The sequence below is a fragment of the Citrobacter sp. GW821-FHT07H02 genome, from assembly GCF_059418505.1.
In genome coordinates this window covers 1-26,740 of sequence record NZ_JBWKPZ010000007.1, presented here as the reverse complement: position 1 = coordinate 26,740, position 26,740 = coordinate 1, and the positions used below count along the sequence as shown (strand labels likewise).

The 26,740-nt window shown below is 53.9% G+C and carries 22 protein-coding genes, 1 rRNA gene and 1 pseudogene; 8 read left to right on the top strand and 16 right to left on the bottom strand.

Features of this window, described 5'->3' with window-relative positions; genetic code table 11:
* The first annotated feature begins 155 nt into the window (after positions 1-155).
* Complete coding sequence (malG, locus tag AC07NP_RS09960; protein WP_494660371.1) at positions 156-1,046, top strand: maltose ABC transporter permease MalG; 891 nt, start codon at positions 156-158, stop codon at positions 1,044-1,046.
* A gap of 118 nt (positions 1,047-1,164) precedes the next feature.
* Here malG and psiE read toward each other — a convergent pair whose 3' ends face one another.
* Positions 1,165-1,575 carry a phosphate-starvation-inducible protein PsiE gene (gene psiE, locus AC07NP_RS09955; RefSeq protein WP_276293176.1) on the bottom strand — a complete coding sequence of 137 codons (411 nt, stop codon included), beginning with the start codon at positions 1,573-1,575 and terminating at the stop codon, positions 1,165-1,167.
* A gap of 141 nt (positions 1,576-1,716) precedes the next feature.
* On the opposite strand from psiE, the gene AC07NP_RS09950 reads away from it, so the two are divergent.
* A complete protein-coding gene (locus AC07NP_RS09950; protein ID WP_494660370.1) occupies positions 1,717-2,169 on the top strand; it encodes an acyltransferase in 453 nt (150 codons plus the stop codon).
* A 78-nt stretch (positions 2,170-2,247) separates the two neighbouring features.
* On the opposite strand, the gene AC07NP_RS09945 is transcribed toward AC07NP_RS09950, so the two are convergent.
* The 5 genes from AC07NP_RS09945 to pgi form a co-directional block, all read right to left on the bottom strand.
* Positions 2,248-4,344, bottom strand: coding sequence for a YjbH domain-containing protein (locus AC07NP_RS09945; RefSeq protein ID WP_494660369.1), 2,097 nt, complete (start codon positions 4,342-4,344; stop codon positions 2,248-2,250).
* The gene (locus AC07NP_RS09940) at positions 4,344-5,081 is read right to left on the bottom strand and encodes a capsule biosynthesis GfcC family protein (protein ID WP_494660368.1); all 738 of its coding nucleotides are present in this window, start codon (positions 5,079-5,081) and stop codon (positions 4,344-4,346) included. The genes AC07NP_RS09945 and AC07NP_RS09940 overlap by 1 nt, the downstream gene beginning before the upstream one ends.
* Positions 5,078-5,716, bottom strand: a complete 639-nt coding sequence (locus AC07NP_RS09935; RefSeq protein ID WP_494660367.1) for a YjbF family lipoprotein — start codon at positions 5,714-5,716, stop codon at positions 5,078-5,080. The genes AC07NP_RS09940 and AC07NP_RS09935 overlap by 4 nt, the downstream gene beginning before the upstream one ends.
* 63 nt (positions 5,717-5,779) lie before the next feature.
* Positions 5,780-6,022, bottom strand: coding sequence for an exopolysaccharide production protein YjbE (yjbE, locus tag AC07NP_RS09930; RefSeq protein WP_494660366.1), 243 nt, complete (start codon positions 6,020-6,022; stop codon positions 5,780-5,782).
* Positions 6,023-6,386: 364 nt separating this feature from the next.
* On the bottom strand, positions 6,387-8,036 hold the full coding sequence (gene pgi, locus AC07NP_RS09925; RefSeq protein ID WP_494660365.1) for a glucose-6-phosphate isomerase: 1,650 nt from the start codon (positions 8,034-8,036) through the stop codon (positions 6,387-6,389).
* 413 nt (positions 8,037-8,449) lie between these two features.
* Between pgi and lysC the strand changes: the two genes are divergently transcribed.
* Positions 8,450-9,799, top strand: coding sequence for a lysine-sensitive aspartokinase 3 (lysC, locus tag AC07NP_RS09920; protein WP_203359314.1), 1,350 nt, complete (start codon positions 8,450-8,452; stop codon positions 9,797-9,799).
* 92 nt (positions 9,800-9,891) lie between these two features.
* The gene (panS, locus tag AC07NP_RS09915) at positions 9,892-10,833 is read left to right on the top strand and encodes a ketopantoate/pantoate/pantothenate transporter PanS (protein ID WP_494660364.1); all 942 of its coding nucleotides are present in this window, start codon (positions 9,892-9,894) and stop codon (positions 10,831-10,833) included.
* A 29-nt stretch (positions 10,834-10,862) separates the two neighbouring features.
* Here panS and AC07NP_RS09910 read toward each other — a convergent pair whose 3' ends face one another.
* Together AC07NP_RS09910 and AC07NP_RS09905 are read right to left on the bottom strand one after the other, a co-directional pair.
* Positions 10,863-11,201 carry a helix-turn-helix domain-containing protein gene (locus AC07NP_RS09910; protein WP_203359316.1) on the bottom strand — a complete coding sequence of 113 codons (339 nt, stop codon included), beginning with the start codon at positions 11,199-11,201 and terminating at the stop codon, positions 10,863-10,865.
* Positions 11,198-11,554: a type II toxin-antitoxin system RelE/ParE family toxin gene (locus AC07NP_RS09905; RefSeq protein WP_494660363.1), complete on the bottom strand. Its 357-nt coding sequence runs from the start codon at positions 11,552-11,554 to the stop codon at positions 11,198-11,200. The genes AC07NP_RS09910 and AC07NP_RS09905 overlap by 4 nt, the downstream gene beginning before the upstream one ends.
* Before the next feature lie 201 nt (positions 11,555-11,755).
* On the opposite strand from AC07NP_RS09905, the gene AC07NP_RS09900 reads away from it, so the two are divergent.
* Complete coding sequence (locus tag AC07NP_RS09900) at positions 11,756-12,028, top strand: YjbD family protein (RefSeq protein WP_494660438.1); 273 nt, start codon at positions 11,756-11,758, stop codon at positions 12,026-12,028.
* Here AC07NP_RS09900 and rluF read toward each other — a convergent pair whose 3' ends face one another.
* The gene (rluF, locus tag AC07NP_RS09895) at positions 12,029-12,898 is read right to left on the bottom strand and encodes a 23S rRNA pseudouridine(2604) synthase RluF (RefSeq protein WP_203359318.1); all 870 of its coding nucleotides are present in this window, start codon (positions 12,896-12,898) and stop codon (positions 12,029-12,031) included. It abuts the gene before it with no gap.
* A gap of 168 nt (positions 12,899-13,066) precedes the next feature.
* Positions 13,067-14,698 carry a Na/Pi cotransporter family protein gene (locus AC07NP_RS09890; protein ID WP_494660362.1) on the bottom strand — a complete coding sequence of 544 codons (1,632 nt, stop codon included), beginning with the start codon at positions 14,696-14,698 and terminating at the stop codon, positions 13,067-13,069.
* Positions 14,699-14,749: 51 nt separating this feature from the next.
* Here AC07NP_RS09890 and AC07NP_RS09885 point away from each other — a divergent pair.
* Positions 14,750-14,845: pseudogene (locus AC07NP_RS09885) on the top strand (hypothetical protein); the annotation flags it as partial.
* A gap of 93 nt (positions 14,846-14,938) precedes the next feature.
* On the opposite strand, the gene metH reads toward AC07NP_RS09885, so the two are convergent.
* Entirely contained in the window at positions 14,939-18,622 is a 3,684-nt protein-coding gene (metH, locus tag AC07NP_RS09880) for a methionine synthase (RefSeq protein WP_494660361.1), read from the bottom strand.
* Between the two features lie 195 nt (positions 18,623-18,817).
* On the opposite strand from metH, the gene iclR reads away from it, so the two are divergent.
* Positions 18,818-19,642 (top strand): glyoxylate bypass operon transcriptional repressor IclR, encoded by an 825-nt coding sequence (gene iclR, locus AC07NP_RS09875; RefSeq protein WP_203359321.1) that lies wholly within the window; start codon positions 18,818-18,820, stop codon positions 19,640-19,642.
* A 77-nt stretch (positions 19,643-19,719) separates the two neighbouring features.
* On the opposite strand, the gene aceK is transcribed toward iclR, so the two are convergent.
* The 4 genes from aceK to metA form a co-directional block, all read right to left on the bottom strand.
* On the bottom strand, positions 19,720-21,453 hold the full coding sequence (aceK, locus tag AC07NP_RS09870) for a bifunctional isocitrate dehydrogenase kinase/phosphatase (RefSeq protein ID WP_494660360.1): 1,734 nt from the start codon (positions 21,451-21,453) through the stop codon (positions 19,720-19,722).
* A gap of 111 nt (positions 21,454-21,564) precedes the next feature.
* Positions 21,565-22,869 (bottom strand): isocitrate lyase, encoded by a 1,305-nt coding sequence (aceA, locus tag AC07NP_RS09865; RefSeq protein WP_494660437.1) that lies wholly within the window; start codon positions 22,867-22,869, stop codon positions 21,565-21,567.
* 118 nt (positions 22,870-22,987) lie between these two features.
* Positions 22,988-24,589, bottom strand: coding sequence for a malate synthase A (gene aceB / locus AC07NP_RS09860; RefSeq protein ID WP_494660359.1), 1,602 nt, complete (start codon positions 24,587-24,589; stop codon positions 22,988-22,990).
* A 269-nt stretch (positions 24,590-24,858) separates the two neighbouring features.
* Positions 24,859-25,788, bottom strand: a complete 930-nt coding sequence (metA, locus tag AC07NP_RS09855; RefSeq protein ID WP_494660358.1) for a homoserine O-succinyltransferase MetA — start codon at positions 25,786-25,788, stop codon at positions 24,859-24,861.
* 156 nt (positions 25,789-25,944) lie between these two features.
* Between metA and AC07NP_RS09850 the strand changes: the two genes are divergently transcribed.
* A complete protein-coding gene (locus tag AC07NP_RS09850) occupies positions 25,945-26,388 on the top strand; it encodes an acetyltransferase (RefSeq protein ID WP_494660357.1) in 444 nt (147 codons plus the stop codon).
* A gap of 98 nt (positions 26,389-26,486) precedes the next feature.
* Here AC07NP_RS09850 and rrf read toward each other — a convergent pair.
* Positions 26,487-26,602 (bottom strand): 5S ribosomal RNA (gene rrf, locus AC07NP_RS09845).
* Between the last annotated feature and the right edge of the window lie 138 nt (positions 26,603-26,740).

The window sequence follows — 26,740 nt, the reverse complement described above, 5'->3', positions numbered from 1 at the left end:
CCTGATTAACCAGGCGTTATTGGCGCAGCCAGTTTGGACACGGACTGCGCGGAAAAACCGGAGCGTACACGTAGTACGTGAGGATTTTGAGCACTGCCCGGGTTCAAAATGGCAAGCAAAATAGCCTGGAGCGATGCTAAGGAGTAATGAAAATTATGGCTATGGTACAACCGAAATCTCAGAAACTGCGCCTGTTTACCACGCATCTTCTGCTGCTGATCTTCATCGCAGCCATCATGTTCCCGCTGCTGATGGTTATCGCTATCTCACTGCGCGAAGGTAACTTCGCCACCGGGAGCCTGATCCCGGAAAACATCTCCTGGGAGCACTGGCGGCTGGCGCTGGGCTTCAGCGTTGAACATGCTGATGGCCGCGTGACTCCACCGCCATTCCCGGTACTGCTGTGGCTGTGGAACTCGGTGAAAATTGCGGGCATCACAGCGGTTGGTATCGTCACGCTCTCCACGACCTGTGCTTACGCCTTTGCCCGTATGCGTTTCCCAGGTAAAGCGACCCTGCTAAAAGGGATGCTGATTTTCCAGATGTTCCCGGCGGTGCTCTCTCTGGTGGCGTTGTACGCGTTGTTTGACCGCCTCGGCCAGTACATTCCGTTTATCGGTCTGAATACCCACGGCGGGGTGATCTTCGCCTATCTGGGCGGCATTGCGCTGCACGTGTGGACCATTAAGGGCTATTTCGAAACTATCGACGGCTCGCTGGAAGAAGCGGCCGCGCTGGATGGCGCAACCCCATGGCAGGCCTTCCGCCTGGTGCTGTTGCCACTTTCCGTACCGATTCTGGCCGTGGTGTTTATTCTGTCGTTCATCGCCGCCATCACCGAAGTGCCAGTCGCCTCTCTGCTGCTGCGAGATGTGAATAGCTACACCCTGGCCGTCGGTATGCAGCAATATCTCAACCCACAAAACTACCTGTGGGGCGACTTTGCCGCCGCCGCCGTACTCTCTGCGATTCCAATCACCCTCGTGTTCCTGCTGGCGCAGCGCTGGCTGGTTAACGGCCTGACGGCAGGCGGTGTGAAAGGCTAAGTTTCATCGAAGTACCTGTGTTAGACCCGCCCGGCAACGGGCAATGCCACTGCTACCCTCAACTTACGTTATCCCAACTTGTGACTGTGATTTGGCGCTCTACGGAGCGCCCTTTTTTTTATTCCCGTTTTAGCCGTTTTGAATTACACAGCCACAGGGTGATCACCAGCAGCAGGATCGCCGCCGAGTAGATCAATACATCCATGGGAGATTTATGATCGACGATGATCAACCGCACAATGGCCGTGATCCCGATATAGACAAAGTAACGCAGCGGAAAGTGAAAGCCTGACTGAAAATACTTCACAATCAGCGCGATAAACTCAAAATAGAGGAAATAGACCACCAACCCTTCCACCAGCTGATACTTGCTGGTTTGCTCAGGCGCGAACAGCGCATCCGCCAGATGCAGGGTCTCTTTGCCAAGAAAGACGACCAGGATCAGACCCAGGCTCAACAGTCCAAGATTCAGCACGGTCTGTAGGATCGTGGAGATAAACTCAACACGCGGACGAGATAGCGACGTCATAACAGCACCTCTTTCTCAGTAGCGAGGTTCCTGTATAACGCAGAAATGTGACAGAGATCTACATTTTTTGTTTATATTTTGTTCAGGCAGAGTCAACAGGCGATCATCATTGCTTCAACTGATTTCAACGGAAAATGAAAAATGCAGTTAAAACAGTCAACCGTCCGTAACGTTATCTGCGGCGAAAATGTGGTGATTTATGAACCCGCAAACCTCTACGACTGCACGCTCGGCGACAACGTCTTTGTGGGGCCCTTCGTTGAAATCCAGGCCAACTCGCAGATTGGCGCCGACACCAAAATCCAGTCGCACACCTTTATCTGCGAATATGTCACTGTCGGAAGCCGGTGCTTTATCGGGCACGGCGTGATGTTCGCCAACGATATGTTTCGGGAAGGAAAACCCAATGCCGACCGTAGCTGCTGGGGGCGAATTACCCTTGGCAATGAGGTTTCCATCGGCAGCGGCGCGACGATTCTGGCCGTCAGCATCTGCGATGGCTGCGTGATTGGCGCAGGCAGCGTGGTGACAAAATCAATTACCGAAAAAGGGGTGTACGCAGGAAATCCGGCAAAATTGTTACGCCATTTGTAAATCGTCCGGTGGCGCTACGCTTACCGGGCCTACAGGACCGTAGGCCGGATAAGCACAGCGCCATCCGGCAAATCCCCATCAACGGAAATTCACGCTGCGATCGCTGGTCATATTGTACAACTGGAACTTGCGACCCAGTTGCTGGCCGCCATCACGTGTCAACGGCGTCCAGCCGATCGCCGCGCGGCTACGGGTCGGTCCGGAAGAGAACAGATCCAGCGGAACGGAGATATAGACGCCTTTGGTGAAGTCCCCTTCCCCATACTCATCCGGCGATACATCAGTGATGGTCGCGTAACCGCCTACCACCACACCGCTATCAAAGCGTTTGGCTATTTCCAGCGTGCCGCCTTTATCTCCCGCCAGATACTGCCCGACGCTCGCCTTCACCAGCACATCCTGGGCAAACGACGGCGTCCAGTACGCCGTTAAATGACCGGTCTTCACACTGTAGTCGGTAAACTTCATCATGTCCTGCGCGCTGCGCCAGTCACGCTGTTTCACATAGTTAGCATCCAGACCAAACGCCCAGTTGCTGTCTACCGGACGATAGAGCACTTCTGCCCCGGCGCCGCCGAACATGGTCTCCAGATAACCGCCGTAGACCTGCCCGTAGAAACCCTTCCCCAGATACTGGAAGTAGTTGGCCTGCAGATTATTAACGTAAATGTCATTCTCAACGTATTCACGCACGTGGGTACGCACGCGCGGCAGCTGAGAGTCGTTTGGCGGATTGGTGTAATTAAACTTGTCGTAGTTATTGGCGATATTCGCGAACAGGCTACCGGTGGTGAGCAGATGGTCCGTCACCCACAGATCTGCCGTTCCCATCACGCCCAACTGATACATATAGAAGTTTTCCGGGCCGCCAATGGATTGGTTCAACACCGGATCGATGTGGAAATCAAAGCGCGATTTATCGATATACCAACCCTGTTCCGTGGCTTGTGGCACCACCGGCTCCACGCGTTTTTGCGCCAGTGGGGTTTCGTGACCCAGAGGTTCGCCTTCCAGATGACGCTTCAGGCTGGAAACCTCGGTTTCGGTCGTCACCTGCGGCATATTGAGCCGATTTTCCGTCACCCGGATCGTGCGGATCCCCTCAGGCAGATCGTTCATGATGATCCGGTTAGCGCGCTCGATCCCTTCGCGGGAGTCGCGGTATTTCACCTGCTCGCCGGTGACGTACAGCGTGTCGCCTTTCACCTGAATGTTCGGATCCGTCAGCCCGGCATTGTATTTCAGCAATGTCAGTTGATTGGCCACCACCGAATGCTGGAGGATGGCGTCCTGCGGCTCTGGCTGGTATTTCGGTCGGGCGTTATCGTTGTAAGTGGGGCGCAGATCGTTAAAGTTGGTGCGCAGCGTGACGCCAAACATGAAGGTGTTGCCGCGCTCATAGCTGAGGTTAACGTCGGCCCAATCGGTAACGCGATAAATGGCGCCGACGTTAAACTTGCTTTTCTGTTCCAGCTTACCGGCAAAATCCTGTTGATAGTTATTGCCTTCGTATTCCAGTTTCAGGCGCAGCGGTTGCCAGGGGGTCTGGTATTCCACACCGCCAAACAGCGATGCCGGGCCGTGGAACATCTCGCTGCCATCGACAGAGCCCGCCTGTTTATAGCTGTTATCGCGATCGCAATATTTGTCGCTGACGGAACAAAATGGGTTGCTCACATTGCCGCTGGTGCCCAGGTAGCCCCAGCCGAGGCCCAGCGAGAAATCAAACGGTCCCCAGGCTTTGTTGGCGACGATGTATTCTGCATCGAACAGGCCGGTACCGCCAATATCGCGCGCGCCGACCGCCACCTGCGGCATCCAGTAGCTCTCTTCCCACAAACGCAATTTCACGTCGAAGGCTTTATCTTTATAGGTCTGATCGCCGGAAAACGACTCCACGCTGCTGTACTGTTTCGTGCGGACGTCGGTGTAGCGCAGCGTGGTTTCCAGCCACGGGAAAAGCTGCACGGAGGCGGAGTAGTAGCGGTACTGATCGTTATCACGGTAGTTCAGGCTCATCTCACCTTCCCGCGCCATGCGCGCCGTGGGCGTTTGCAACAGCCCCACGCCGCCAAAATCAGACTGTGACGGCCCAATGGGGGCGGGAAACGTTTCACCGTGACACGCCGCGCTGACGCCCAGCGCCAGTATGCTGAGCAGATGTGTTTTTTTCATTATTCAGGTATCCGCTGCGTCAGGGTATGAAGAATGTCGGCGTTAAGCGCATCGGGGGTGTTACTCCAGACGGAATCGGAAAGACCGACAAAAATAATGCTGCCGGGCATCGGCTCAACGTGGCGTTTATTCCAGTACGCCACCGGCACTTTTTGTGTGCGGCCGTCGGGATAAACGACCCATGCATAGCTGCGATCGGCTCCAGCAATCAGGCTTTGTCCTTCGAGGTAGCTCACAACATCGCGACCGGGGGTAAACGGCTGGCTACCCGGTCGGCTCACCAGACCGAACAGCGTGACGCTCGTTGGCTGCGGCCCCACCCACAGGGTGTAATTTCCCTGCAGCGGCGGATTGCTCCGCTCACCGACGCGTACCGTGTCCGGATCGAGAGGAATAAATTGCCTGCCGGTCACCTTCAGTGCCTGAATTTGCTGACAAAGCACACGGATTGCCGCAGCATCGCCGCCGTTATCGTCTCTCCCATACGCCGCCAGACGCGCTAACAGCGCCTGCTGCTCACGTTGCGCCGTGGCGGTCGCCTGTTCTTCGCTGATGACCGCAGCAGGCCACCAGCTGTTCGCCAGTCTGGGCTGCCCTACCAGGTCAATCAGATGTTCCGCACTGGCCAGTGTTTTCGGCTCGGTACTGCCTGTAGTGAAAACCTTAACGGTGCCTGCAGCAAAGACAGATGGCACGCTCAGACTGAGGATCAGCGCCGCAATAGACTGTTTCATCATGGTTTCGCCGCCTTAATGAGCGTGGTTTTTACCGGGAAGAAATTTGCCCCCAGATACTGCTCTGACTGGCGAATCTGTCCGTCGCTGTCAATCCAGTAGCGGTTATGCCAGCGTGTCTGATCGGTCGTGATGGTTTCATCCAGCACGCGCACCGGCGTCGCTTCACTGCCGAGTGTGAGGGTGTCGGTGCCAGCCCATGTGAAGACCGAGCGGGCGGTGGCGTAGCGCACCTGCTTATACTCGGTCCAGCCCATCGTGCGGGTCCACGTTGCGCCATCGCTAATCTGCGCAGGTTTTGCCAGCGGGTCAGCGGAGAGGTTATTCACGTCAATGAGGTTGTCACCGCCGAGCTGTGTTTTCACCAGACGGCCATGCTGGGTCACCAGAGTGGCCTGGTCCTGCGTCACCCATTTCTGCTGCCCGTTCTCTGCGAAAGCGAGCACCACAAACAGCTGAGGCCCGCCGTTAAGCTGCATATACTGGCTGGCGTAGGGCATGTTATGAATATCATCGTCCGTCAGTTGCACGCCCGGCGTGCCAAACAGACTTTCCCACAATGAATTTCCCAGCCCTTTGGTGGTGGCTGAACATGCCTGTAGCAGCAGGCAAATGACGATGAGTACAGGTCGCTTCACGACTCTTCTCCAGAGGGGCAAAATAACCACACCGAAGTGTGGTTAGAATTAAACGTACCGGTATTACTGGGTACGGGTGGTCGTGGTAGTGGTGGTCCCGGTATTAGAACCATCACCACCGCCGGTCGCCGCCAGTGCGACGCCCACCGCAGAACTTACGGTGCTTACGCTGGTGGCGGAGGAACTTCCCGCCGACACCGACGTTGCTGCCGCACCTGCCGCTTCTCCCACCTGAACGGGAGTTGCCCAGGCGGAGGCTGCCGTAAGCGCAGAGATGGCAAAAATGCCATACAGAACTTTTTTCATAGCTATTTCCCTTCATTGAATGAATGGAGATTTACCCAAAATAATTTCAGGCGGGATCGAGTATACACAATTAAGACAAGCCAACTGACGTGAGGGGAAATAGCAAGACTGTTTTAGGATGATTAGACTTTTAGAATAAAAACATTTTTAATTTAAATTAAAAAACACTTAAAAATCATTGATATGTGATTTTATTATTGCTTTTAATTATCCGTATTATCTGAAAATAGCAGAGTGTGATTTTCAGGTTATTGGTTATTTTAGGATTAAGCTCAATATAGGAATGAGCGCCAAAACACAGACAACAGGAATTATCCGATAAAAAAATGCCGGCATTTCGCCGGCATTCATTACGTAATATTAATTACCCACGCCATTGCTTATAACGGTTAATCAGACCGTTCGTCGAGCAGTCATGGCTGTCAATTTCTTTATCATCATTCAGCTCCGGCAGAATACGGTTTGCCAGCTGTTTGCCCAGCTCTACGCCCCACTGGTCGAAGGTGAAGATGTTCAGAATTGCGCCCTGAGTAAAGATCTTGTGCTCATACAGCGCAATCAGCGCGCCCAGGCTGAACGGTGTAATTTCACGCAGCAGGATAGAGTTGGTCGGGCGGTTGCCTTCAAACACTTTGAACGGCACGACATGATCCAGCGTAGCCGGATCTTTACCCTGGTCACGGTATTCCTGCTCAACCACGTCGCGGGATTTACCAAACGCCAGCGCTTCAGTCTGTGCGAAGAAGTTAGACAGCAGTTTCGGATGGTGATCCGACAGCGGGTTGTGCGTAATCGCCGGTGCGATAAAGTCGCAAGGAACCATTTTGGTGCCCTGGTGAATCAGCTGATAGAACGCGTGCTGACCGTTAGTGCCCGGTTCACCCCAGATGATTGGGCCAGTCTGGTAATCCACCGCGTTGCCGTTACGGTCAACGTATTTGCCGTTGGATTCCATGTTGCCCTGCTGGAAGTAGGCCGCGAAACGGTGCATATACTGGTCATACGGCAGAATGGCTTCGGTTTCTGCGCCGAAGAAGTTGTTGTACCAGATACCGATCAGCGCCAGCAGCACCGGCAGGTTTTTCTCAGCCGGAGTGGTGGAGAAGTGCTTGTCCATCGCGTGCGCGCCGGAGAGCAACTCAACAAAGTTGTCGAAGCCGACGGACAAAATGATCGACAGGCCGATCGCAGACCACAGAGAGTAACGACCGCCCACCCAGTCCCAGAACTCGAACATGTTTGCGGTATCGATGCCGAACTCGCCCACCGCTTTGCCATTGGTAGAGAGCGCCGCGAAGTGTTTCGCCACGTGCTTGTTATCGCCCGCCGTTGCCAGGAACCAGTCGCGCGCGCTGTGGGCGTTGGTCATGGTTTCTTGCGTGGTGAAGGTTTTAGACGCGACCAGGAACAGCGTGGTTTCCGGATTTACTTTCTTCAGCACTTCCGCGATATGGGTGCCATCAACGTTAGAGACAAAGTGCATGTTCAGATGGTTTTTGTACGGACGCAGCGCTTCGGTCACCATGAATGGGCCGAGGTCAGAACCGCCGATACCGATGTTTACCACGTCGGTGATCGCTTTACCGGTGTAACCTTTCCAGCTGCCGGAGATGATCGCTTCAGAGAAGGTTTTCATCTTCTCCAGCACCGCATTGACTTCCGGCATCACATCTTTGCCGTCAACGATAATCGGGGTATTGCTACGGTTACGCAGTGCAACATGCAGCACCGCACGATCTTCGGTGCGGTTGATCTTCTCACCGGAGAACATCGACTTGATGGCACCCGCCAGGTCAGTCTCTTTGGCCAGCGCCTGTAACTTGCTCAGCGTCTCTTCGGTGATGCGGTTTTTGGAGAAGTCCACCAGCATCAGATCGTCGAACGTTGCAGAAAATTTAGAGAAGCGATCGCTATCTTTCGCGAACAGCTCCGCGATCGTAACGTCTTTCATCTCTTCAAAGTGTTTTTGTAGCGCCTGCCAGGCTGAGGTCTGCGTTGGATTGATGTTTTTCATTAGCAATACTCTTCTGATTTTGAGAATTGTGACTGAGATCGATTGTAACGCCAGTCACAGAAAAGTGTGATTGTTTTAGTGCCGTAACCCAGGCATGTGTCAAACGCGGATGAAAAGCAGCAAACATTCGAGTTGCAGGAAAACGGCACGCAAAAGAATCCCGAAGCGCCTGGTCAGATAAGCGATTCGGGCGTGCGGGCGTAGTCAACGCACAGGCGACTCGAAGTACGACGAGTATAGCTGTTATAAGCACCATTACTCAGAGCCTGGGCAGCATGAAAAATCCGCATAATCCCGTCGTTGACAGTGTCCTCCACACCTTTTATTTATAAATACGGTATTTGCGCCTGCACCGGTTTTTGTTTCGCCCTTGTGCCATGGTCGCTCTTTTCATTCCCTGACACGAGGTTGTAATGACAAATATTGTTGTCTCCAAGTTTGGTGGTACAAGCGTAGCCGATTTTGATGCCATGAACCGCAGCGCCGACGTGGTGCTTTCCGATACCAGCGTCCGTTTAGTGGTCCTTTCCGCCTCTGCCGGGATTACCAACCTGCTGGTTGCCCTGGCTGAAGGTCTGGAGCCGACAGCGCGTTTCGAGAAACTCGACGCTATCCGCAAAATTCAGTTCGATATTCTGGAACGTTTACGTTATCCCAACGTGATCCGCGAAGAGATCGAACGCCTGCTGGAAAACATCACCACGCTGGCAGAAGCCGCGTCGCTGGCTACCTCGACGGCACTCACCGACGAACTGGTCAGCCACGGTGAACTGATGTCTACCCTGCTGTTTGTGGAGATCCTGCGCGAGCGCAATGTCCAGGCACAGTGGTTTGACGTGCGTAAAGTGATGCGCACCAACGATCGTTTTGGTCGTGCGGAGCCGGATATCGCGGCGCTGTCCGAACTGGCCGCGCAACAGCTGGCTCCACGACTGAATGAAGGATTAGTGATTACCCAGGGCTTTATCGGCAGCGAAAGCAAGGGCCGCACGACGACACTGGGCCGTGGCGGCAGCGATTACACCGCCGCGCTGCTTGCAGAAGCGCTACACGCGACGCGCGTTGATATCTGGACGGACGTTCCGGGCATTTACACCACCGATCCGCGCGTCGTCCCTTCCGCGCAGCGCATTGATGAAATTGCCTTTGAAGAAGCGGCGGAAATGGCCACCTTCGGCGCGAAAGTGTTGCACCCGGCAACGTTGCTGCCCGCCGTTCGCAGTGATATTCCGGTCTTTGTCGGCTCGAGCAAAGATCCAAAAGCAGGCGGTACGCTGGTGTGCAACCAGACGCAAAATCCGCCATTGTTCCGCGCGCTGGCGCTGCGTCGTAAACAAACTCTGTTAACGCTGCATAGCCTGAATATGCTGCACTCCCGCGGCTTCCTCGCAGAAGTCTTCGGCATTCTGGCGCGCCACAATATCTCGGTCGATCTGATAACCACCTCTGAAGTGAGCGTGGCATTGACGCTGGACACCACCGGCTCCACCTCAACAGGCGATACGCTGCTGACGCAGTCGCTGCTGATGGAACTGTCTGCACTGTGTCGGGTAGAGGTCGAGGAAGGTCTCGCGCTGGTGGCGCTGATTGGCAACGATCTGTCAAAAGCCTGCGGCGTGGGTAAAGAGGTCTTCGGCGTACTGGAGCCGTTCAACATCCGTATGATTTGCTATGGCGCCTCCAGCCATAACCTGTGCTTCCTGGTGCCTGGCACCGAAGCCGAGCAAGTGGTGCAGAAACTGCATCATAATTTGTTTGAATAAAATTCGAACACACGATAAATAATAACAATAGCCGGGCTCGAACCCGGCTTTTTTATAACAAGCAAACACAACATTATCGCAAGGAATATAACATGCTCGCTGTACTGACCCGGCTGTTCCCGTTATGGGCGCTGCTACTCTCTGTTATTGCCTACAACACGCCAACCACCTTTACCGCCATCGGCCCGTGGGTCGCCACGCTGCTGATGCTGATTATGTTCGGCATGGGCGTGCACCTGAAAATTGACGATTTCAAACGTGTGCTCTCGCGCCCCGCGCCGGTTGCGGCAGGGATATTCCTGCACTATCTGGTCATGCCGCTCGCCGCCTGGGTGCTGGCGCTGTTGTTTAAGATGCCGCCGGAACTCTCCGCCGGGATGGTGTTAGTCGGCAGCGTTGCCAGCGGCACGGCATCTAACGTCATGATTTATCTTGCGAAAGGCGATGTTGCCCTGTCGGTGACTATCTCGTCCGTTTCCACGCTGGTCGGCGTCATTGCCACTCCACTACTGACGCGCCTGTATGTCGACGCGCATATTCAGGTGGATGTGATGGGCATGCTGCTCAGCATTCTGCAAATCGTGGTGATCCCGATTGGCCTCGGGCTTATCGTGCACCATCTCTTCCCACGCGTCGTGAAAGCGGTGGAATCGTACCTGCCCGCCTTTTCAATGGCCTGCATTCTGGCGATCATCAGCGCAGTGGTTGCCGGTTCCGCATCGCATATTGCGTCGGTCGGTTTTGTAGTGATTATCGCCGTTATCCTGCATAACACCATCGGCCTGCTCGGCGGTTACTGGGGCGGGAAACTGTTCGGATTTGACGAGTCCACCTGCCGTACGCTGGCCATTGAAGTCGGGATGCAAAACTCCGGCCTCGCGGCGGCGCTGGGCAAAATCTACTTCGGCCCGCTCGCGGCGCTGCCTGGCGCGCTGTTCTCCGTCTGGCATAACCTTTCCGGCTCGCTGCTGGCGGGGTACTGGTCAGGAAAGCCGATTGATGAGAAGTCGCGTGATGTGGTGAACGAGGGATAAGTTTTGGCCCGGCAAGGTTGCCGGGCTTGCTAGCCTATCTGGAGCGTTACAGGCTTTCCCAGCTTAACCAGCATCATTACCAGCGCATCCAGCGTAAATTTGCTGGTTTTCTGATTCACCACATCCGAAACCCTCGGTCGCGAAATGTTTAACTTCATGGCGACCTCGGCCTGTTTTAGCTGATGCTCGCCAATCCAGCTCGAAATCTCCTGCATAAGTTGTTTTTTTAGGTTAATAAGTTGCTCTACCTCGCGCTCAGCATCCTGCTGAAGCATTTGTGCGGCGGGTTCAGCAAAACCCAGTTCAGTAAAAATATTGGCATCCGGCGATGTGATGTGCCGAATTTTACTGTCAATTGCGTTACTCATTGATGCCCCTTACATTGACGCATTACTGCCTGATAACGCACTTTTGCGATATGTTTGTCATGCTCAGAAGTGCGCTGTGTTTTCTTACAGAAAGAGTGCAGGACATACAAGGCAGCGCCAACACGAGCACAATAAATGATCCGGTAACTCCCCACAGTGTGTCGCAACCTGATCTCTTCAACGCCCCGCCCTATCTCTGGCATGGATTTCCAATCCATTGCTTCCAGACCTGCCTGTAAGCGGTGTAACTGATACCCCGCATCTTTACGTACCGTTTCAGGAAAGCTACATAAATCATCCAATGCACTACCAACCCAGGCAATGGGCTTTAACAAAGGCCTTTTAGAAAGCATACCACGTCCCTGTATAAAATTTTATACATACATAGATGAAAATATGCTGAGAGAGGCGCCTTCACAGCATTACCGGTACGCTAGTGGAGGGATGATGATTCGTCACGTCAGGAATAAATAATTTGCGAGGGTCTTTCAGGATTAGTTTCTTTTGTGCAAATTACCGTACACTGGGTCATCTGGCTGACTGAGGGCACACCTATGGCACTCCCCCGCATTACCCAAAAAGAGATGACTGAACGCGAACAGCGTGAACTGAAAACGCTGCTGGACCGCGCCCGCATTGCACACGGTCGTCCGTTGACTAACGCGGAGACCAACAGCGTGAAAAAGGAATACATCGACAAACTGATGGCGCTGCGGGAAGCAGAAGCAAAAAAAGCCCGCCAGTTGAAGAAAAAGCAGGCTTATAAACCGAATGCCGAGGCATCTTTTTCCTGGTCGGCTAATACGCCAACGCGCGGTAAACGCTAACTAGCGCCCTTTCTTCTTACGTCCCGGCGCCGTAAAACGTTTACCGTTTGACGCCGGGCGTGCTTTCTCGTTGGTTTTTTCCATCTTCACTACCGGGCGTTTGATGCCCGCCGTTTTAGGCTTCGCTTTCGCTTTTGGCTTCGCCTCGGAAGAGGATCCTTCGATAAGCTTGAAGAGGTCAATCAGTTCGTCATCGGTTAAATCACGCCATTCACCCAGCGGAATACCGCTTAAGCTGACGTTCATGATCCGCGTACGCTCCAGCTTTTTGACTTCGTAGCCAAAGTGCTCGCACATACGGCGGATCTGGCGGTTCAGCCCCTGCACCAGCGTGATACGGAAGACAAACGGGGCTTCTTTTTTCACTTTGCACTTCTTGGTGACCGTGCCAAGAATCGGTACCCCTGCCGCCATCCCACTGACAAACTCATCCGTCACTGGTTTATCCACCGTGACCAGATACTCTTTTTCGTGATCGTTACCGGCGCGCAGGATTTTATTGACCAGATCGCCGTGGTTGGTGAGGAAGATCAGCCCCTGTGAGTCTTTGTCCAGACGACCAATCGGGAATACGCGTTTGCTATGGTTAACAAAGTCGACGATGTTGTCACGCTCGCCATCTTCCGTGGTGCTGACAATGCCTACCGGTTTGTTCAGGGCGATAAGCACCAGATCTTCTGCTTCGCGCGGCTCAATCAACTGACCGTTAACTTTTACAACGTCGCCAGGGTTTACCTGATCGCCAATGGTGGCGCGTTTACCGTTCAGGAAAACGTTGCCTTGTTCGATATAACGATCGGCCTCGCGACGGGAGCAAATTCCACTTTCGCTGATGTATTTATTTAATCGGATGGATGAGTCGGGCAACATAAATTCTCCTGTAAAAGCGAAATATACCTCACCTTGCGGGCGAGAAAAAATAATCGTGGCGCAACACATTGGCGATAAATGTGATCTACGGCGCTTTTCAGTCGTGGGGGTTATTCGTGAGTGAGTCGGAAACCTGACAGCGCGATGCGTATCAGGTTTCCGGTTTTATCAATAATCATCCCGCTCGTCGTCTTCATCCGCCTGCTCCAGCACGTTATAGGCGACGGAACAGAACAGTGAATTGAGACGCTGCATATCCCCCAGCAGGCCCAGGTGCAGTGAGCTGGTTTCAATGCTTTGTACGTTCTGCTGGTGCAGACGGTCAACGTGAGCATGAGAGTAACGGCGATTGAGGATACGAAAACGATGTTTACTCCGGCGCAGACGACGCGCGGTCGTCACATCTCCTGAGAAGAAGACCGACATCGCCAGTCGCAGGTTATTGAGCAACTGGTCGTACAGTGCATCCAGTTCCTTCAGCCCTTCCACGGAGAAGGCCCGGCGCGCCGCCAGTGATTTGTCGGCAATCTCGCTCCCCATCCGTTCGACGATATCGGAGGCCTGCTCCAGGTTGAGTGACATTTCGATGATTTCAGCCCAGCGGCGAGATTCTTCTTCCGCCAGTTCCTCTTTTGGCATCCGCGCCAGATAGAGCTTGATCGCGGTATACAGCACGTTGATATCATCCGCCATCTTGCGAAGCTCTTTCTCTTCGCGCGGCTCACCGTGCATCACACGCTTAAGCCCTTCCATCATCTGCTCCATGGCATCGCCAATACGCAGCGCTTCACGCGCGGCATTGGCCAGTGCAAGGGTCGGCGTGTCCAGGGAGCTGACATCCAGATGTTTCGGTTTCAGGTGACCATCCAGTTCCGGTTCGTCGCGAATAATACGCTTACAAAATCGCGCCATCGACTCGGCAAAGGGCACCATGGCCAGACAACGCACCAGGTTGTAAAAGACGTGGAAGTAGATCACCAGTTCAGATTTAGGCAGCGGCAGTTCATCCATCGCGTTCGCCAGCATGTGCACAAACGGCAGAATCAGCAGACTCCCCACCAGCTTGAACAACAAACTGCCGAGCGCCACACGACGCGCCGCCGCATTAGCCGCGCTGTTGTTGAGCATCGCCAGCAGGCCGGAACCGAGGTTGGCGCCGATCACCAGACAGAGCGCCACCGGGAACGAAATAATCCCCGCCGCCGTCAGGGTTGCCGTCAACAGCACCGCCGCCAGGCTGGAATAACTGATAATGGCGAACAGTGCGCCAATCAGCGCATCCAGCATGATATCGCCGGTTAACGAGGCGAATATCACCTGTACCCCGTTGGCCTGCGTGATCGGCGTCACCGCCTGCACAATCAATTCCAGTGCCAGCAGAATCAGACCAAGGCCGATCCCTACCCTCCCCAGTTGCCCAACCCGGGACTGTTTACGCCCCAAAAAGAAGATCACGCCGATGAAAATCAGCAACGGCGACAGCCAGGACAAATCGAAGGTCAGGATACGCGCCATCAGCGCGGTCCCCACATCTGCGCCTAATACAATCACCAACGCGGGCGTTAGGGCGACAAGATCCTGGGCGACAAATGAGGTCACCAGCATGGTCGTGGCGTTACTGCTTTGTACCAGCGCAGTCACGCCAATGCCCGCGCAGAAGGCGAGCGGTTTCTTTTCAACGCTACGGCTGAGAACAGTACGCAGACGCGCGCCAAAAACACGCATCACGCCGGTACGCACAATGTGAGTGCCCCACACCAACAGAGCAACTGCAGAAAGTAGGTGCAACAGAGTTAACACGGAATCAGGTTCTCCTTATATTTATATGTTCCTGAGGTTCATGGCACCGGCATCATGCCTGATGGCGCTGCGCTTATCAGGCCTACAAATACCCCCGGTAGGCTGGATAAGGCGTTTACGCCGCCATCCGGCAAGCAACGCTCATGAACCTTCTTCCAGTATAAGGGTTTACCATCAATAAAGAGATAAGGCGCTCAAAGAGCGCCTTATAAGTGGTAAGGAAAGTAGATGTTTTATGAATTAATCTGCGTCATATCCCAGATTTGGTGCTAACCAGCGCTCGACCTCGGCAACCGGCATACCTTTGCGCAGCGCATAGTCCTCCACCTGATCGCGTTGAATCTGCGCGACGGCATAGTACTTGCTATCCGGATGGCTGAAGTACCAGCCCGACACCGACGCCCCCGGCCACATGGCGAAAGATTCGGTGAGCTTCATGCCGGTGTGTTTTTCCACCTCCAGCAGTTCCCAAATTGTGCCTTTCTCCGTGTGTTCAGGACAGGCCGGATAGCCTGGAGCCGGGCGGATACCCTGGTAGTTTTCGCGGATCAGCTCCTCATTGCTGAGGTTCTCGTGGGCCGCATAACCCCAGTAGACTTTACGCACGCGCTCATGCAGATATTCCGCGAAGGCCTCCGCCAGGCGGTCAGAAATCGCTTTCACCATAATCTTGTTGTAGTCGTCGTGCTGGGCTTCAAATGCATCGGCCAGCGCATCTTCTTCCAGCCCACCAGTGACGGCAAAGGCACCGATGTAATCCGCTTTACCACTCAGTTTCGGCGCCACAAAGTCAGACAAGCAGTAGTTGGCGAAACCCACTTTCTCGGTTTGCTGGCGGAGATGGTGGCTGACCGCCTGCACATGAGTACGCGTCTCGTCACGATAGATTTCGATGTCATCTCCGACGCGGTTTGCCGGAAACAGCCCCACCACGCCGCGCGGGTTAAGGGATTTCTCCGCACTTAACATATCGAGCATATCGTTGGCATCTTTAAACAGGCGCTGCGCTTCTTCGCCCACGACCTCATCTTCCAGGATACGCGGATATTTACCGGCCAGCGACCAGGTCATAAAGAACGGTGTCCAGTCGATGTAATTGCGCAGGGTTTCAATACTGGCTTCGACTTCCTGTACGCCCAGACGATGCGCCACTGGCGGCGTGTAGCTTGCCCAGTCGAACGCCAGATCGTTGTCACGCGCTGCCGCCAGCGTGACCGGCGGCGTGCGCGGTTTCTTGCGCCCGTGCTGGATACGCACGGTTTCGTACTCTTTACGGGTACGGGCGACAAAGTCATCACGCTGCGTGTCGGAGAGTAGGGCCGCCACCACGCCAACGGTGCGCGACGCGTTCTGCACATAGACCGTCGGACCGCTGTAGTTCTGCTCGATTTTCACCGCCGTGTGCGCTTTCGAAGTAGTCGCGCCGCCAATCAGCAGCGGAATGGTAAAGCCCTGACGCTCCATCTCCTTCGCCACGTTGACCATCTCATCGAGCGACGGAGTAATCAGCCCGGAAAGACCAATCAAATCCGCGTTCACTTCTCTGGCGGTTCTGAGGATTTTCTCCGCCGGAACCATCACGCCCAAATCAACAATTTCGTAGTTATTACACTGCAACACCACGCCGACGATGTTTTTACCGATGTCGTGTACGTCGCCTTTTACGGTGGCGATGACCATTTTACCGTTGCTGGAGCCTTTCTCTTTGCTGGCCTCGATATACGGTTCAAGGTAAGCCACCGCTTGCTTCATCACGCGAGCGGATTTCACCACCTGCGGCAGGAACATTTTCCCTTCGCCGAACAGGTCGCCGACCACGTTCATGCCATCCATCAGCGGGCCTTCAATGACTTCAATCGGGCGTGCCGCCTGCTGGCGCGCTTCTTCAGTATCCAGCTCAATGAACTCGGTGATACCTTTCACCAGTGAATATTCGAGGCGTTTTTTTACGTCCCAGCTACGCCATTCGGCCTGCTGGACGTTAGCAGAATCATCCGTTTTGCTGCCGCGGTATTTTTCCGCCAGCTCCAGCAGACGTTCGGTGCCGTCGTCACGACGGTTGAGGATCACATCTTCCACCGCGTCGCGCAGGTCGGCAGGCAAGTCGTCGTAAATCGCCAGTTGCCCGGCGTTGACGATCCCCATATCCATCCCGTTACGAATGGCGTAATAGAGGAATACCGCGTGGATCGCTTCGCGTACCGGGTCATTTCCACGGAACGAGAACGAGACGTTAGAGACGCCACCGGAGATCAATGCATGCGGCAACTCGCGTTTAATGTCTTCGCAGGCGCCAATGAAATCCTGCGCGTAGTTGTTGTGCTCTTCGATACCGGTCGCCACCGCGAAGATGTTCGGGTCAAAGATGATATCTTCTGGCGGGAAACCGACCTCTTCGGTGAGGATTTTGTACGCCCGACGGCAGATCTCGATTTTGCGCGCGCGGGTATCGGCCTGGCCCTGTTCATCAAAGGCCATCACAACTACCGCCGCCCCGTAACGACGCAGCAACTTCGCGTGATGGGTAAAGGTCTCTACCCCCTCTTTCATCGAGATGGAGTTAACGATGCCTTTGCCCTGAATGCACTTCAGCCCTTTTTCGATGACGTCCCATTTCGAGGAGTCGATCATGATCGGCACGCGAGCGATGTCCGGCTCTCCGGCGATCAGGCTAAGGAAACGCACCATCGCCGCTTCGGCGTCAAGCATCCCCTCATCCATGTTGATGTCGATAATCTGTGCGCCGCTTTCCACCTGCTGCAACGCCACTTCCAGCGCTTCGCTGTATTTCTCTTCTTTGATCAGGCGTTTGAATTTAGCGGAACCGGTCACGTTGGTCCGTTCGCCCACGTTGACAAACAGGCTGTCCGCGCCGATGTTGAGCGGCTCAAGCCCGGCAAGACGGCAGGCCACCGGAATTTCCGGAAGCTGGCGCGGCGGTAACCCTGCAACCGCACGACTCATCGCCGCAATGTGTTCCGGCGTGGTACCGCAGCAGCCGCCGACGATATTCAGGAAGCCCGCTGTCGCCCATTCGCGAATCTGAACCGCCATCGTGTCAGCATCAAGGTCATATTCGCCAAAGGCGTTCGGTAGTCCGGCGTTCGGGTGCGCAGTGACGTAGCATTCGGCGATACGCGACAACTCCTGCACATACTGGCGCAGTTCGTCCGGCCCCAGCGCACAGTTGAGGCCAAAGGTGAGCGCTTCGGCATGGCGCAGGGAGTTGTAGAACGCTTCCGTCGTTTGGCCGGAGAGCGTGCGCCCGGAGGCGTCGGTGATGGTGCCGGAGATCATAATGGGCAGTTCAACGCCCAGCGCTTCAAACTCTTCTTTCACCGCAAAAATAGCGGCTTTGGCGTTGAGCGTATCAAATACGGTTTCAATCAGGATCAGGTCACTACCGCCCTCCACCAGCGCTTTGGTGGATTCACGGTAAGCCGCCACCAACTGATCAAAGGTGATATTACGGAATGCCGGATCGTTAACGTCTGGCGAGATGGACGCCGTACGGTTGGTTGGGCCGAGAACGCCCGCCACATAGCGTGGTTTTTCCGGCGTGCGCGCCGTCCACTCGTCGGCGCAGGCACGCGCCAGTTTTGCCGCGGCAAAGTTGATTTCCGCTGACAGGGATTCCATCTGGTAATCCGCCATCGCGATAGTCGTGGAGTTGAAGGTGTTGGTTTCGATGATATCCGCGCCCGCTTCAAAGTAGGCGTTATGAATCGCGGTTATCACCTCCGGTTTGCTCAGCACTAACAGATCGTTGTTGCCTTTGAGGTCGCACGGCCAGTCGGCAAAACGTTCGCCGCGGAAATCCTCTTCACTCAGACGATAGCCCTGGATCATGGTGCCCATACCGCCGTCCAGCACCAGAATACGTTCTTTTAACTGCTGACGTAATTGTTCAACTTTGCTGCTCACACTCGCTCCCGACAACGCTCAACCCAGACCAGAAATGGCCAACAAACCATACTGGCACAAACTGATGTGACGGAAAAGCAAACAGCGGGCAACATGAGACATGTTCAGCTTCACTCATCCGATCAGTACAGGAATTCTTGCATTATAATTAAATAAAACGAAAATGATTTCCACGATACAGAAAAGGAGACGGCTATGGTTGCCCCTGTTCCCGCAAAACGCGGTAGAAAACCCGCGGCTGCTACGACCCCCGCGACCGGACAGGTTCAGTCTCTCACCCGTGGACTGAAGCTGCTGGAATGGATTGCTGAGTCTAACGGTAGCGTTGCGCTAACCGAACTGGCGCAACAGGCGGGTTTACCGAATTCAACCACTCACCGTTTGTTAACCACCATGCAGCAACAGGGATTTGTGCGCCAGGTCGGTGAACTGGGCCACTGGGCAGTAGGCGCTCATGCGTTTACCGTTGGCAGCAGTTTTTTGCAAAGCCGGAATCTGCTGGCAATTGTCCACCCGATCCTGCGCAAGTTGATGGAAGACTCCGGCGAAACGGTCAACCTGGCGGTGCTTGACCAGAGCGACCATCAGGCGATTATCATCGACCAGGTACAATGTACCCAACTGATGCGTATGTCTGCACCTATCGGCGGCAAACTGCCGATGCACGCGTCCGGCGCGGGTAAAGCATTCTTATCGCAGTTGAGCGAAGAACAAGTCACCGGCTTACTGCACCGTAAAGGGCTGCACGCGTATACCCATGCCACGCTGGTGTCGCCCGTGCATCTTAAAGATGACCTTGCCCAGACGCGTAAGCGCGGGTATTCGTTTGATGATGAAGAACATGCGCTGGGTTTACGCTGCGTGGCGTCGTGCATTTATGACGAGCATCGCGAGCCGTTTGCCGCGATTTCCATCTCCGGACCGATTTCGCGCATCACCGATGACCGGGTAACTGAGTTCGGTGCCATGGCGATTAAAGCCGCGAAAGAGGTGACGCTGGCGTACGGTGGATTCCGCTAAGTTGGGTAAAGCGTTTTACGCAGCCATCCGTCGATGAAATGCCTGATGGCGCTACGCTTATCAGGCCTACGGATGACTTATCCGGCCTGATTATAACGTACGCTAAACCGCTGACGGCGGCGGTAGGCGTAAACATCTTCCACGTGCCCCTCACGAATTCGCGTCTGTAATGCACGCCAGTAGTCGGCGCGAAACAGGTCGGCGTGCATCTCTTCAAACAACGGCCCAATTCTGGGGTCTGCGCAGAGCCAGTAACGAAACTCCTCCGGAAAAACATCGCCCGGCGAAACGCTGTACCACGGTTCGCTGGCCAGCTCATCTTCCGGATAACGCGGCGGCGGAATAGTGCGGAAATTCACTTCTGTCATATAGCAAATTTCATCGTAGTCATAAAACACGACGCGCCCGTGGCGGGTGACGCCGAAGTTTTTGAACAACATGTCACCGGGAAAAATATTGGCGGCAGCAAGCTGGCGAATCGCGTTGCCGTACTCCTCAATCGCATCACGCAGCTGTTGGCCTTCTACCTGCTCCAGCCAGATATTGAGCGGCACCATACGGCGTTCAATGTACAAATGGCTGATGACAATGCGATCGCCAAGATCGGTGATTTTCTCTGGCACCTCCTGCATGAATAGCGCCATTAATGCCGGATCAATTTGCCGCTTCTCGAGGACGAAATTCTCAAACTCCTGGGTGTCTGCCATACGCCCCACGCGGTCATGCTCTTTAACCAACTGATAGCAGGCGCGCACGTGGGCGGCAGACATCTCTTTTTGCGGAGCAAACTTGTCTTTGATGATTTTAAAGACCCGGTCGAAGCCTGGCAGGGTAAACACCAGCATGACCATACCACGTATGCCTGGCGCTTCAATAAACGACTCATCGCACTCTGCCAGATACCACAGGTACTCGCGATAGCTTTCGGTTTTCGCATGTTTCTGGCAGCCGATCGCCATATACAGCTCCGCGGTCGTTTTGCCCGGCAGGATCTCGCGTAGCCATTCAACCAGCGCGGCAGGCAGTGGCGCGTACACCATAAAATAGGAGCGGGCAAAACCAAATACGATGCTGGCTTCTGCTGTGGTAGTCAAGCAGGTATCGACAAACAGCTCGCCTTCATCGGTGCGGTGAATCGGCAGTAAAAAGGGCAGCGTGCCTGTCGGGGTCATCAGCTTCCCCACCAGCCAGGCGGCTTTATTGCGGTAAAACAGCTCGTTTGCCACCTGCAGATGACAATGGTGCAGCCCTTCCGCGCCGCAGGCCTCTGTCAGATGCTCAATGATGTAGTGAATATCACGACTTTTGTTCTGCCAGGGTAAGCGAAGTGGAAGATCGCTCAGCACGCGCGTTAATAGCGGTTCCCAACCATTCACAGGAAAAAAATCTTTTGCCAGAGGACGAGGAATCGTGCGGAAACGGCGTTCCGGCTGAGAACTAAAAATAAATAACCGCTCGGGGGTCAGTGAGCGGTGGTCAAATAACCGGCAATAGACAGAGTTAAAAAAGCTCTCCGCAATTTCGAAGCGCGGGTAATCCGGCAACAGCCGGGTGTAATGTTCTTTGACGCACAGCAAAAACGCCGCATCGGTGGTTTTGCCGCCAGTGATACAGCGTAGCTGTTCCACGACCAGACCCACATGGTGATCGTAAAGGTGGATACGGCTTTTCATTGCCTGCTGCACCGCATGCCAGTCGGCCTGTTCAAAGCGCTGTTGAGCGCCGGACGTCACTTCCAGAAATCGACCATACTGCGCGTCAAAGCCTTGCAGGATGGTTTGAGCAATCAGTAATTCCAGGCCACGCGACATATTCAACCTCGTTCAGTGCACGATGTTGCCGGATGGCGGTGCAAGCACCTTATCCGGCCTACAGGCTGTCGTAGGCCGGATAAGCAAATGCGCCATCCGGCTTGCGCTACATCAGAACTGAGATTCTTCAGTGGACCCCGTCAGTGCGGTGACCGAAGAGGCTCCCCCCTGAATAATGGTGGTGACTTTGTCGAAGTAACCGGTACCCACTTCTTGTTGATGCGAGACGAAGGTATAGCCGTCTTTGCCTGCGGCGAACTCCGGCTGCTGGACCTTCTCGACGTAGTGCTTCATGCCTTCACCCTGCGCATAGGAACGCGCGAGGTCGAACATGTTGAACCACATGCTGTGGATACCTGCCAGCGTGATGAACTGGTATTTGTAGCCCATATCCGACAACTGCTGCTGGAAGCTGGCAATCGTTTTGTCGTCCAGCTTCTTCTGCCAGTTAAACGACGGAGAACAGTTGTAGGCCAGCAGTTTGCCCGGATACTTCGCATGAATGGCATCAGCAAAACGTTTAGCCAGCTCGAGGTCCGGCGTGGAGGTTTCGCACCACACCAGATCCGCATACGGCGCATAGGCCAGGCCACGGCTGATTGCCTGTTCGATACCGGCGTGCGTACGATAGAAACCTTCACTGGTACGCTCACCGGTAATGAATTCGCTGTCATAGGGATCGCAGTCTGAGGTGATCAGGTCTGCTGCGTCTGCATCGGTACGCGCAATCACCAGCGTCGGTACGCCCATCACATCGGCCGCCAGGCGCGCAGCCACTAGTTTTTGAATCGCTTCCTGCGTCGGCACCAGAACCTTACCGCCCATGTGACCACATTTCTTCACTGACGCCAGCTGATCTTCGAAGTGAACAGCCGCTGCACCGGCCTCAATCATCGATTTCATCAGTTCAAATGCGTTCAGCACGCCGCCAAACCCGGCTTCCGCATCGGCGACGATCGGCAGGAAGTAATCCACATAGCGAGGATCGTTGGGTTCAATACCGGTGGACCACTGGATCTGATCCGCACGACGGAAAGTGTTGTTGATCCGATCCACCACGGCCGGGACGGAGTTCGCCGGGTACAGTGATTGATCCGGGTACATGCTCGACGCCAGGTTGGCATCCGCCGCCACCTGCCAACCAGACAGATAGACCGCTTCAATACCGGCTTTCGCCTGCTGCAATGCCTGACCACCGGTCAGCGCGCCGAGGCTATTGATGTAGCCTTTTTTCGATTCGCCGTGCAGCAGACGCCACATTTTGGCGGCACCCAGCTGTGCCAGCGTGCATTCCGGATTGACCGAACCGCGTAATTTCACCACTTCCTCCGCGCTATAAGGACGACGAATGCCTTCCCAGCGCGGTTGTGTCCATTCTTTCTGTAATTCTTCGATTTGTTGAGTACGGGTTTTCATGTGCAGATGCTCCATATTATTCTCCTGGTTTTCCAGGCGTTATTGGTGAAAGCAGTTTGGTCACGGGCAGTTTGCGCACTGCCCGGGTACAAAATGGCGAACAAAATAACCAGGGCATTTACGCCAGCAGGCGGTAGCCTGGCAGGGTCAGGAAGTCGATTAACTCCTCAGAGGTGGTGATCTGCTCCATCAGACGAGCAGCTTCATCGAAACGCCCGCTGCTAAAGCGGTGCTCGCCGAGTTCCTCCTGAATCACCAGCATCTCTTCTGCCAGCATCTGGCGGAACAGCGCTTTGGTGACGGCTTTGCCATTGCTGAGGGTTTTCTCGTGATGGATCCACTGCCAGATAGAGGTACGGGAGATTTCCGCCGTCGCGGCATCTTCCATCAGGCCGTAAATCGGTACGCAGCCGTTGCCGGAGATCCACGCTTCGATGTACTGCACCGCCACGCGAATATTGGCGCGCATCCCCTCTTCAGTACGCTCACCTTCACAGGGTGCCAGCAGTTGTTCGGCGGTAATCGGCGCATCGTCATCACGCGTGACGAACAGTTGGTTTTTATGCTCGCCGAGGATTTCATCAAACACCGCCATCGCGGTATCCGCCAGGCCCGGGTGGGCAACCCAGGTGCCGTCGTGGCCATTATTGGCTTCCAGCGATTTGTCCGCTTTTACCTTGTTGAGCACCTGATTATTGCGAGCGGTATCTTTGCTCGGAATGAACGCCGCCATGCCGCCCATCGCAAATGCACCGCGCTTGTGGCAGGTTTTGATCAGCAGACGTGAGTAAGCGCTGAGGAACGGTTTGTCCATCGTCACCACCTGGCGGTCTGGCAGCACACGATCCGGGTGATTTTTCAACGTTTTGATATAGCTGAAAATGTAATCCCAGCGACCACAGTTGAGACCGACAATATGGTCACGCAGCGCATGCAGGATTTCGTCCATCTGGAACACTGCCGGCAGCGTTTCAATCAATAACGTCGCTTTGATGGTGCCCCGCGCCAGATTAAAACGATCTTCAGCGTAGCTGAACACTTCGCTCCACCACGCCGCTTCCTGCCAGGCCTGGGTTTTCGGCAGGTAGAAATAGGGACCGCTGCCTTTTGCCAGCAACGCTTTGTAGTTGTGGAAGAAATAGAGGGCAAAATCAAACAGGCTGCCCGGGATCGCTTCGCCACGCCAGGTGACATGTTTTTCCGGCAAATGCAGGCCGCGCACGCGGCAAATCAGTAACGCAGGGTCGGGTTTGAGCTGGTAGATTTTTCCGGCTTCATTGGTGTAGCTAATGGTGCCATTGACCGCGTCGCGCAGGTTAATTTGGCCATCGATGACTTTATTCCAGTCCGGCGCCAGGGAATCCTCAAAATCCGCCATGAAGACCTTCACGTTAGCATTCAGGGCGTTAATCACCATTTTGCGCTCAACAGGACCGGTAATTTCTACGCGCCGATCTTGTAAGTCCTCGGGAATCCCACGAATTTTCCAGTCACCATTACGAATGGAAGCTGTTTCCGAAATAAAATCAGGCAACTTACCATTGTCGATATCCTGCTGTTGCTGGATACGTGCGGCCAGCAGTTTATTACGCTTCGGCGTAAACCGCGTCACCAGCTCGGTCAGAAACTCCACCGCTTCTGCGGTCAAAACGTGCTTCTCTTGCTCGCCATATGGCCGGGTAAACAGCAATTCGTCAGTTGTCGTTGCCTGTTGATTCATTGTGCAGCTCCTCGTCATGGATCCGAATACTTCCCCCAATGCGAACGAAGGATCGTTGTGTGGTTTTCGTTCAGCACAACTAAGACTACTCAATTAAAAATCAAAATCAAAAACAATTTCCATTTTTAATTTAATTTATGATTAACTTATTGATAACAGTAAAAATAAAATTCAATTACACGATGAGGTGCATTTCGGAAATAAAAAAGGCACCCGAAGGTGCCTGATTCAACATGCTGAAACGCTTTAGGATCGTTAGCGACAGAAGATTAATCCAGCGTTGGATTCATGTGACGCAGATCATATGGCGTGATCTGATAGACGTAATAGTTGAGCCAGTTGATGAACAACAAATTGCCATGGCTACGCCATGTTGCGCGTGGCCTGTTTTGCGGATCATTTTTCGGGAAATAGTTGTACGGTACATCCGGGTTTAGCCCCGCCTCAACATCCCGAAAATATTCACTGCCCAACGTATTCGCATCGTATTCCGGATGACCCGTCACAAAGGCAATTCGCTTATCTTTACTGGCAAACAGGTAAGCATCACCATCCTCAGTTTCAGCCAGGATCTCAAGATCGGTATAATCATGGATCAGCACCGATGGGAAATCTGCATAACGTGAGTGCGGGGCGAGGAACGAATCATCGAATCCGCGAGTCAGCAACGCATGAGGATGAAGAATATGGTGCTCATAAACACCAGAAAGTTTATCTGTGCGCGTCTGCTTCGGGATCCCGTAGAGGATATTCAGCGCAGCCTGCACCGCCCAACAGACAAACAACGTCGAGGTGACGTGATCTTTCGCCCATTCCAGTACCTGCCTGATCTGCGGCCAATAAGCGACATCATTAAATTCAACCAGCCCCAGCGGCGCACCGGTCACAATCAGACCATCAAAGTTCTGATCGCGAATATCGTCAAAGTCACAGTAAAAGTTATTCAGATGTTCCGCTGGCGTATTACGCGACTCACGAGCATCAATGCGCAGTAATTGAACATCAACCTGAAGCGGTGAGTTCGACAACAGACGCAGGAACTGGTTTTCCGTTTCAATCTTCTTCGGCATCAGGTTGAGAATAAGCACCTTCAGAGGGCGAATTTCCTGACCGGAAGCGCGAGACGTCGTCATCACAAAGACGTTTTCCTCACGCAAGAAATTGACGGCGGGCAGCTCGTCCTGTACGCGAATCGGCATAACCTGATAACCTCACTACACACGTTTAAACGTTTAGACATCCAGATAGCTGAAGATACCCAGAAATTGCACGGATGTCGAGCCTGCATGCTAAAGGTGAGAAAGTTTCACGACGGTATCTACGATAAAATATAAGCATAAATAAAAGGAGAAGATATGGTTATTAGCATTCGCCGATCGCGGCGTGATGAAGGCGAGAAACTGATTGCCATCTGGTGTCGTTCAGTCGATGCCACCCATGATTTCCTGTCAGCGGACTATCGCGTTGAACTGGAAGAGTTGGTCAGTTCATTTTTACCGGAAGCACCATTATGGGTAGCCGTGACAGAACGGGATGAACCTGTCGGGTTTATGCTGCTCACCGGTGCTCATATGGATGCCTTATTCGTCGATCCTGATGTTCGCGGCTGTGGCGTGGGGAAATCGCTGGTCGAGCATGCGCTGACGCTGGCCCCCAGATTAACGACCAACGTTAATGAGCAAAATGAACAAGCTGTTGGGTTCTATAAGAAGATGGGATTTACAGTGACGGGACGTTCAGAGGTTGATGATCTTGGAAAACCGTATCCGTTATTGAATCTGGCATATACCGGGGAATAAGAGGTTTGATACGGTTTGTATTGCCGGATAACCCTATCTGGAAAAAAACAAACGAAAAAAAGCCCATCCGTCAGGATGGGCTTCTTCACTTGTTTGATGCCTGGCAGTTCCCTACTCTCGCATGGGGAGACCCCACACTACCATCGGCGCTACGGCGTTTCACTTCTGAGTTCGGCATGGGGTCAGGTGGGACCACCGCGCTACAGCCGCCAGGCAAATTCTGTTTATTAACATGTTCTCTGAACACATTAATTTAATCTGTATCAAGCTGATATTGATGTCTTTCTTCCACCAAAACACCTTTGGCGTTGTAAGGTTAAGCCTCACGGTTCATTAGTATCGGTTAGCTCAA

Excerpts from the sequence above, each read along its gene's own strand:
- malG (WP_494660371.1), top strand. The coding sequence starts at position 156 with ATGGCTATGGTACAACCGAAATCTCAGAAACTGCGCCTGTTTACCACG.
- psiE (WP_276293176.1), bottom strand. The coding sequence starts at position 1,575 with ATGACGTCGCTATCTCGTCCGCGTGTTGAGTTTATCTCCACGATCCTA.
- AC07NP_RS09950 (WP_494660370.1), top strand. The coding sequence starts at position 1,717 with ATGCAGTTAAAACAGTCAACCGTCCGTAACGTTATCTGCGGCGAAAAT.
- AC07NP_RS09945 (WP_494660369.1), bottom strand. The coding sequence starts at position 4,344 with ATGAAAAAAACACATCTGCTCAGCATACTGGCGCTGGGCGTCAGCGCG.
- AC07NP_RS09940 (WP_494660368.1), bottom strand. The coding sequence starts at position 5,081 with ATGATGAAACAGTCTATTGCGGCGCTGATCCTCAGTCTGAGCGTGCCA.
- yjbE (WP_494660366.1), bottom strand. The coding sequence starts at position 6,022 with ATGAAAAAAGTTCTGTATGGCATTTTTGCCATCTCTGCGCTTACGGCA.
- pgi (WP_494660365.1), bottom strand. The coding sequence starts at position 8,036 with ATGAAAAACATCAATCCAACGCAGACCTCAGCCTGGCAGGCGCTACAA.
- lysC (WP_203359314.1), top strand. The coding sequence starts at position 8,450 with ATGACAAATATTGTTGTCTCCAAGTTTGGTGGTACAAGCGTAGCCGAT.
- panS (WP_494660364.1), top strand. The coding sequence starts at position 9,892 with ATGCTCGCTGTACTGACCCGGCTGTTCCCGTTATGGGCGCTGCTACTC.
- AC07NP_RS09910 (WP_203359316.1), bottom strand. The coding sequence starts at position 11,201 with ATGAGTAACGCAATTGACAGTAAAATTCGGCACATCACATCGCCGGAT.
- AC07NP_RS09905 (WP_494660363.1), bottom strand. The coding sequence starts at position 11,554 with ATGCTTTCTAAAAGGCCTTTGTTAAAGCCCATTGCCTGGGTTGGTAGT.
- AC07NP_RS09900 (WP_494660438.1), top strand. The coding sequence starts at position 11,756 with ATGGCACTCCCCCGCATTACCCAAAAAGAGATGACTGAACGCGAACAG.
- rluF (WP_203359318.1), bottom strand. The coding sequence starts at position 12,898 with ATGTTGCCCGACTCATCCATCCGATTAAATAAATACATCAGCGAAAGT.
- iclR (WP_203359321.1), top strand. The coding sequence starts at position 18,818 with ATGGTTGCCCCTGTTCCCGCAAAACGCGGTAGAAAACCCGCGGCTGCT.
- aceK (WP_494660360.1), bottom strand. The coding sequence starts at position 21,453 with ATGTCGCGTGGCCTGGAATTACTGATTGCTCAAACCATCCTGCAAGGC.
- aceA (WP_494660437.1), bottom strand. The coding sequence starts at position 22,869 with ATGAAAACCCGTACTCAACAAATCGAAGAATTACAGAAAGAATGGACA.
- aceB (WP_494660359.1), bottom strand. The coding sequence starts at position 24,589 with ATGAATCAACAGGCAACGACAACTGACGAATTGCTGTTTACCCGGCCA.
- metA (WP_494660358.1), bottom strand. The coding sequence starts at position 25,788 with ATGCCGATTCGCGTACAGGACGAGCTGCCCGCCGTCAATTTCTTGCGT.
- AC07NP_RS09850 (WP_494660357.1), top strand. The coding sequence starts at position 25,945 with ATGGTTATTAGCATTCGCCGATCGCGGCGTGATGAAGGCGAGAAACTG.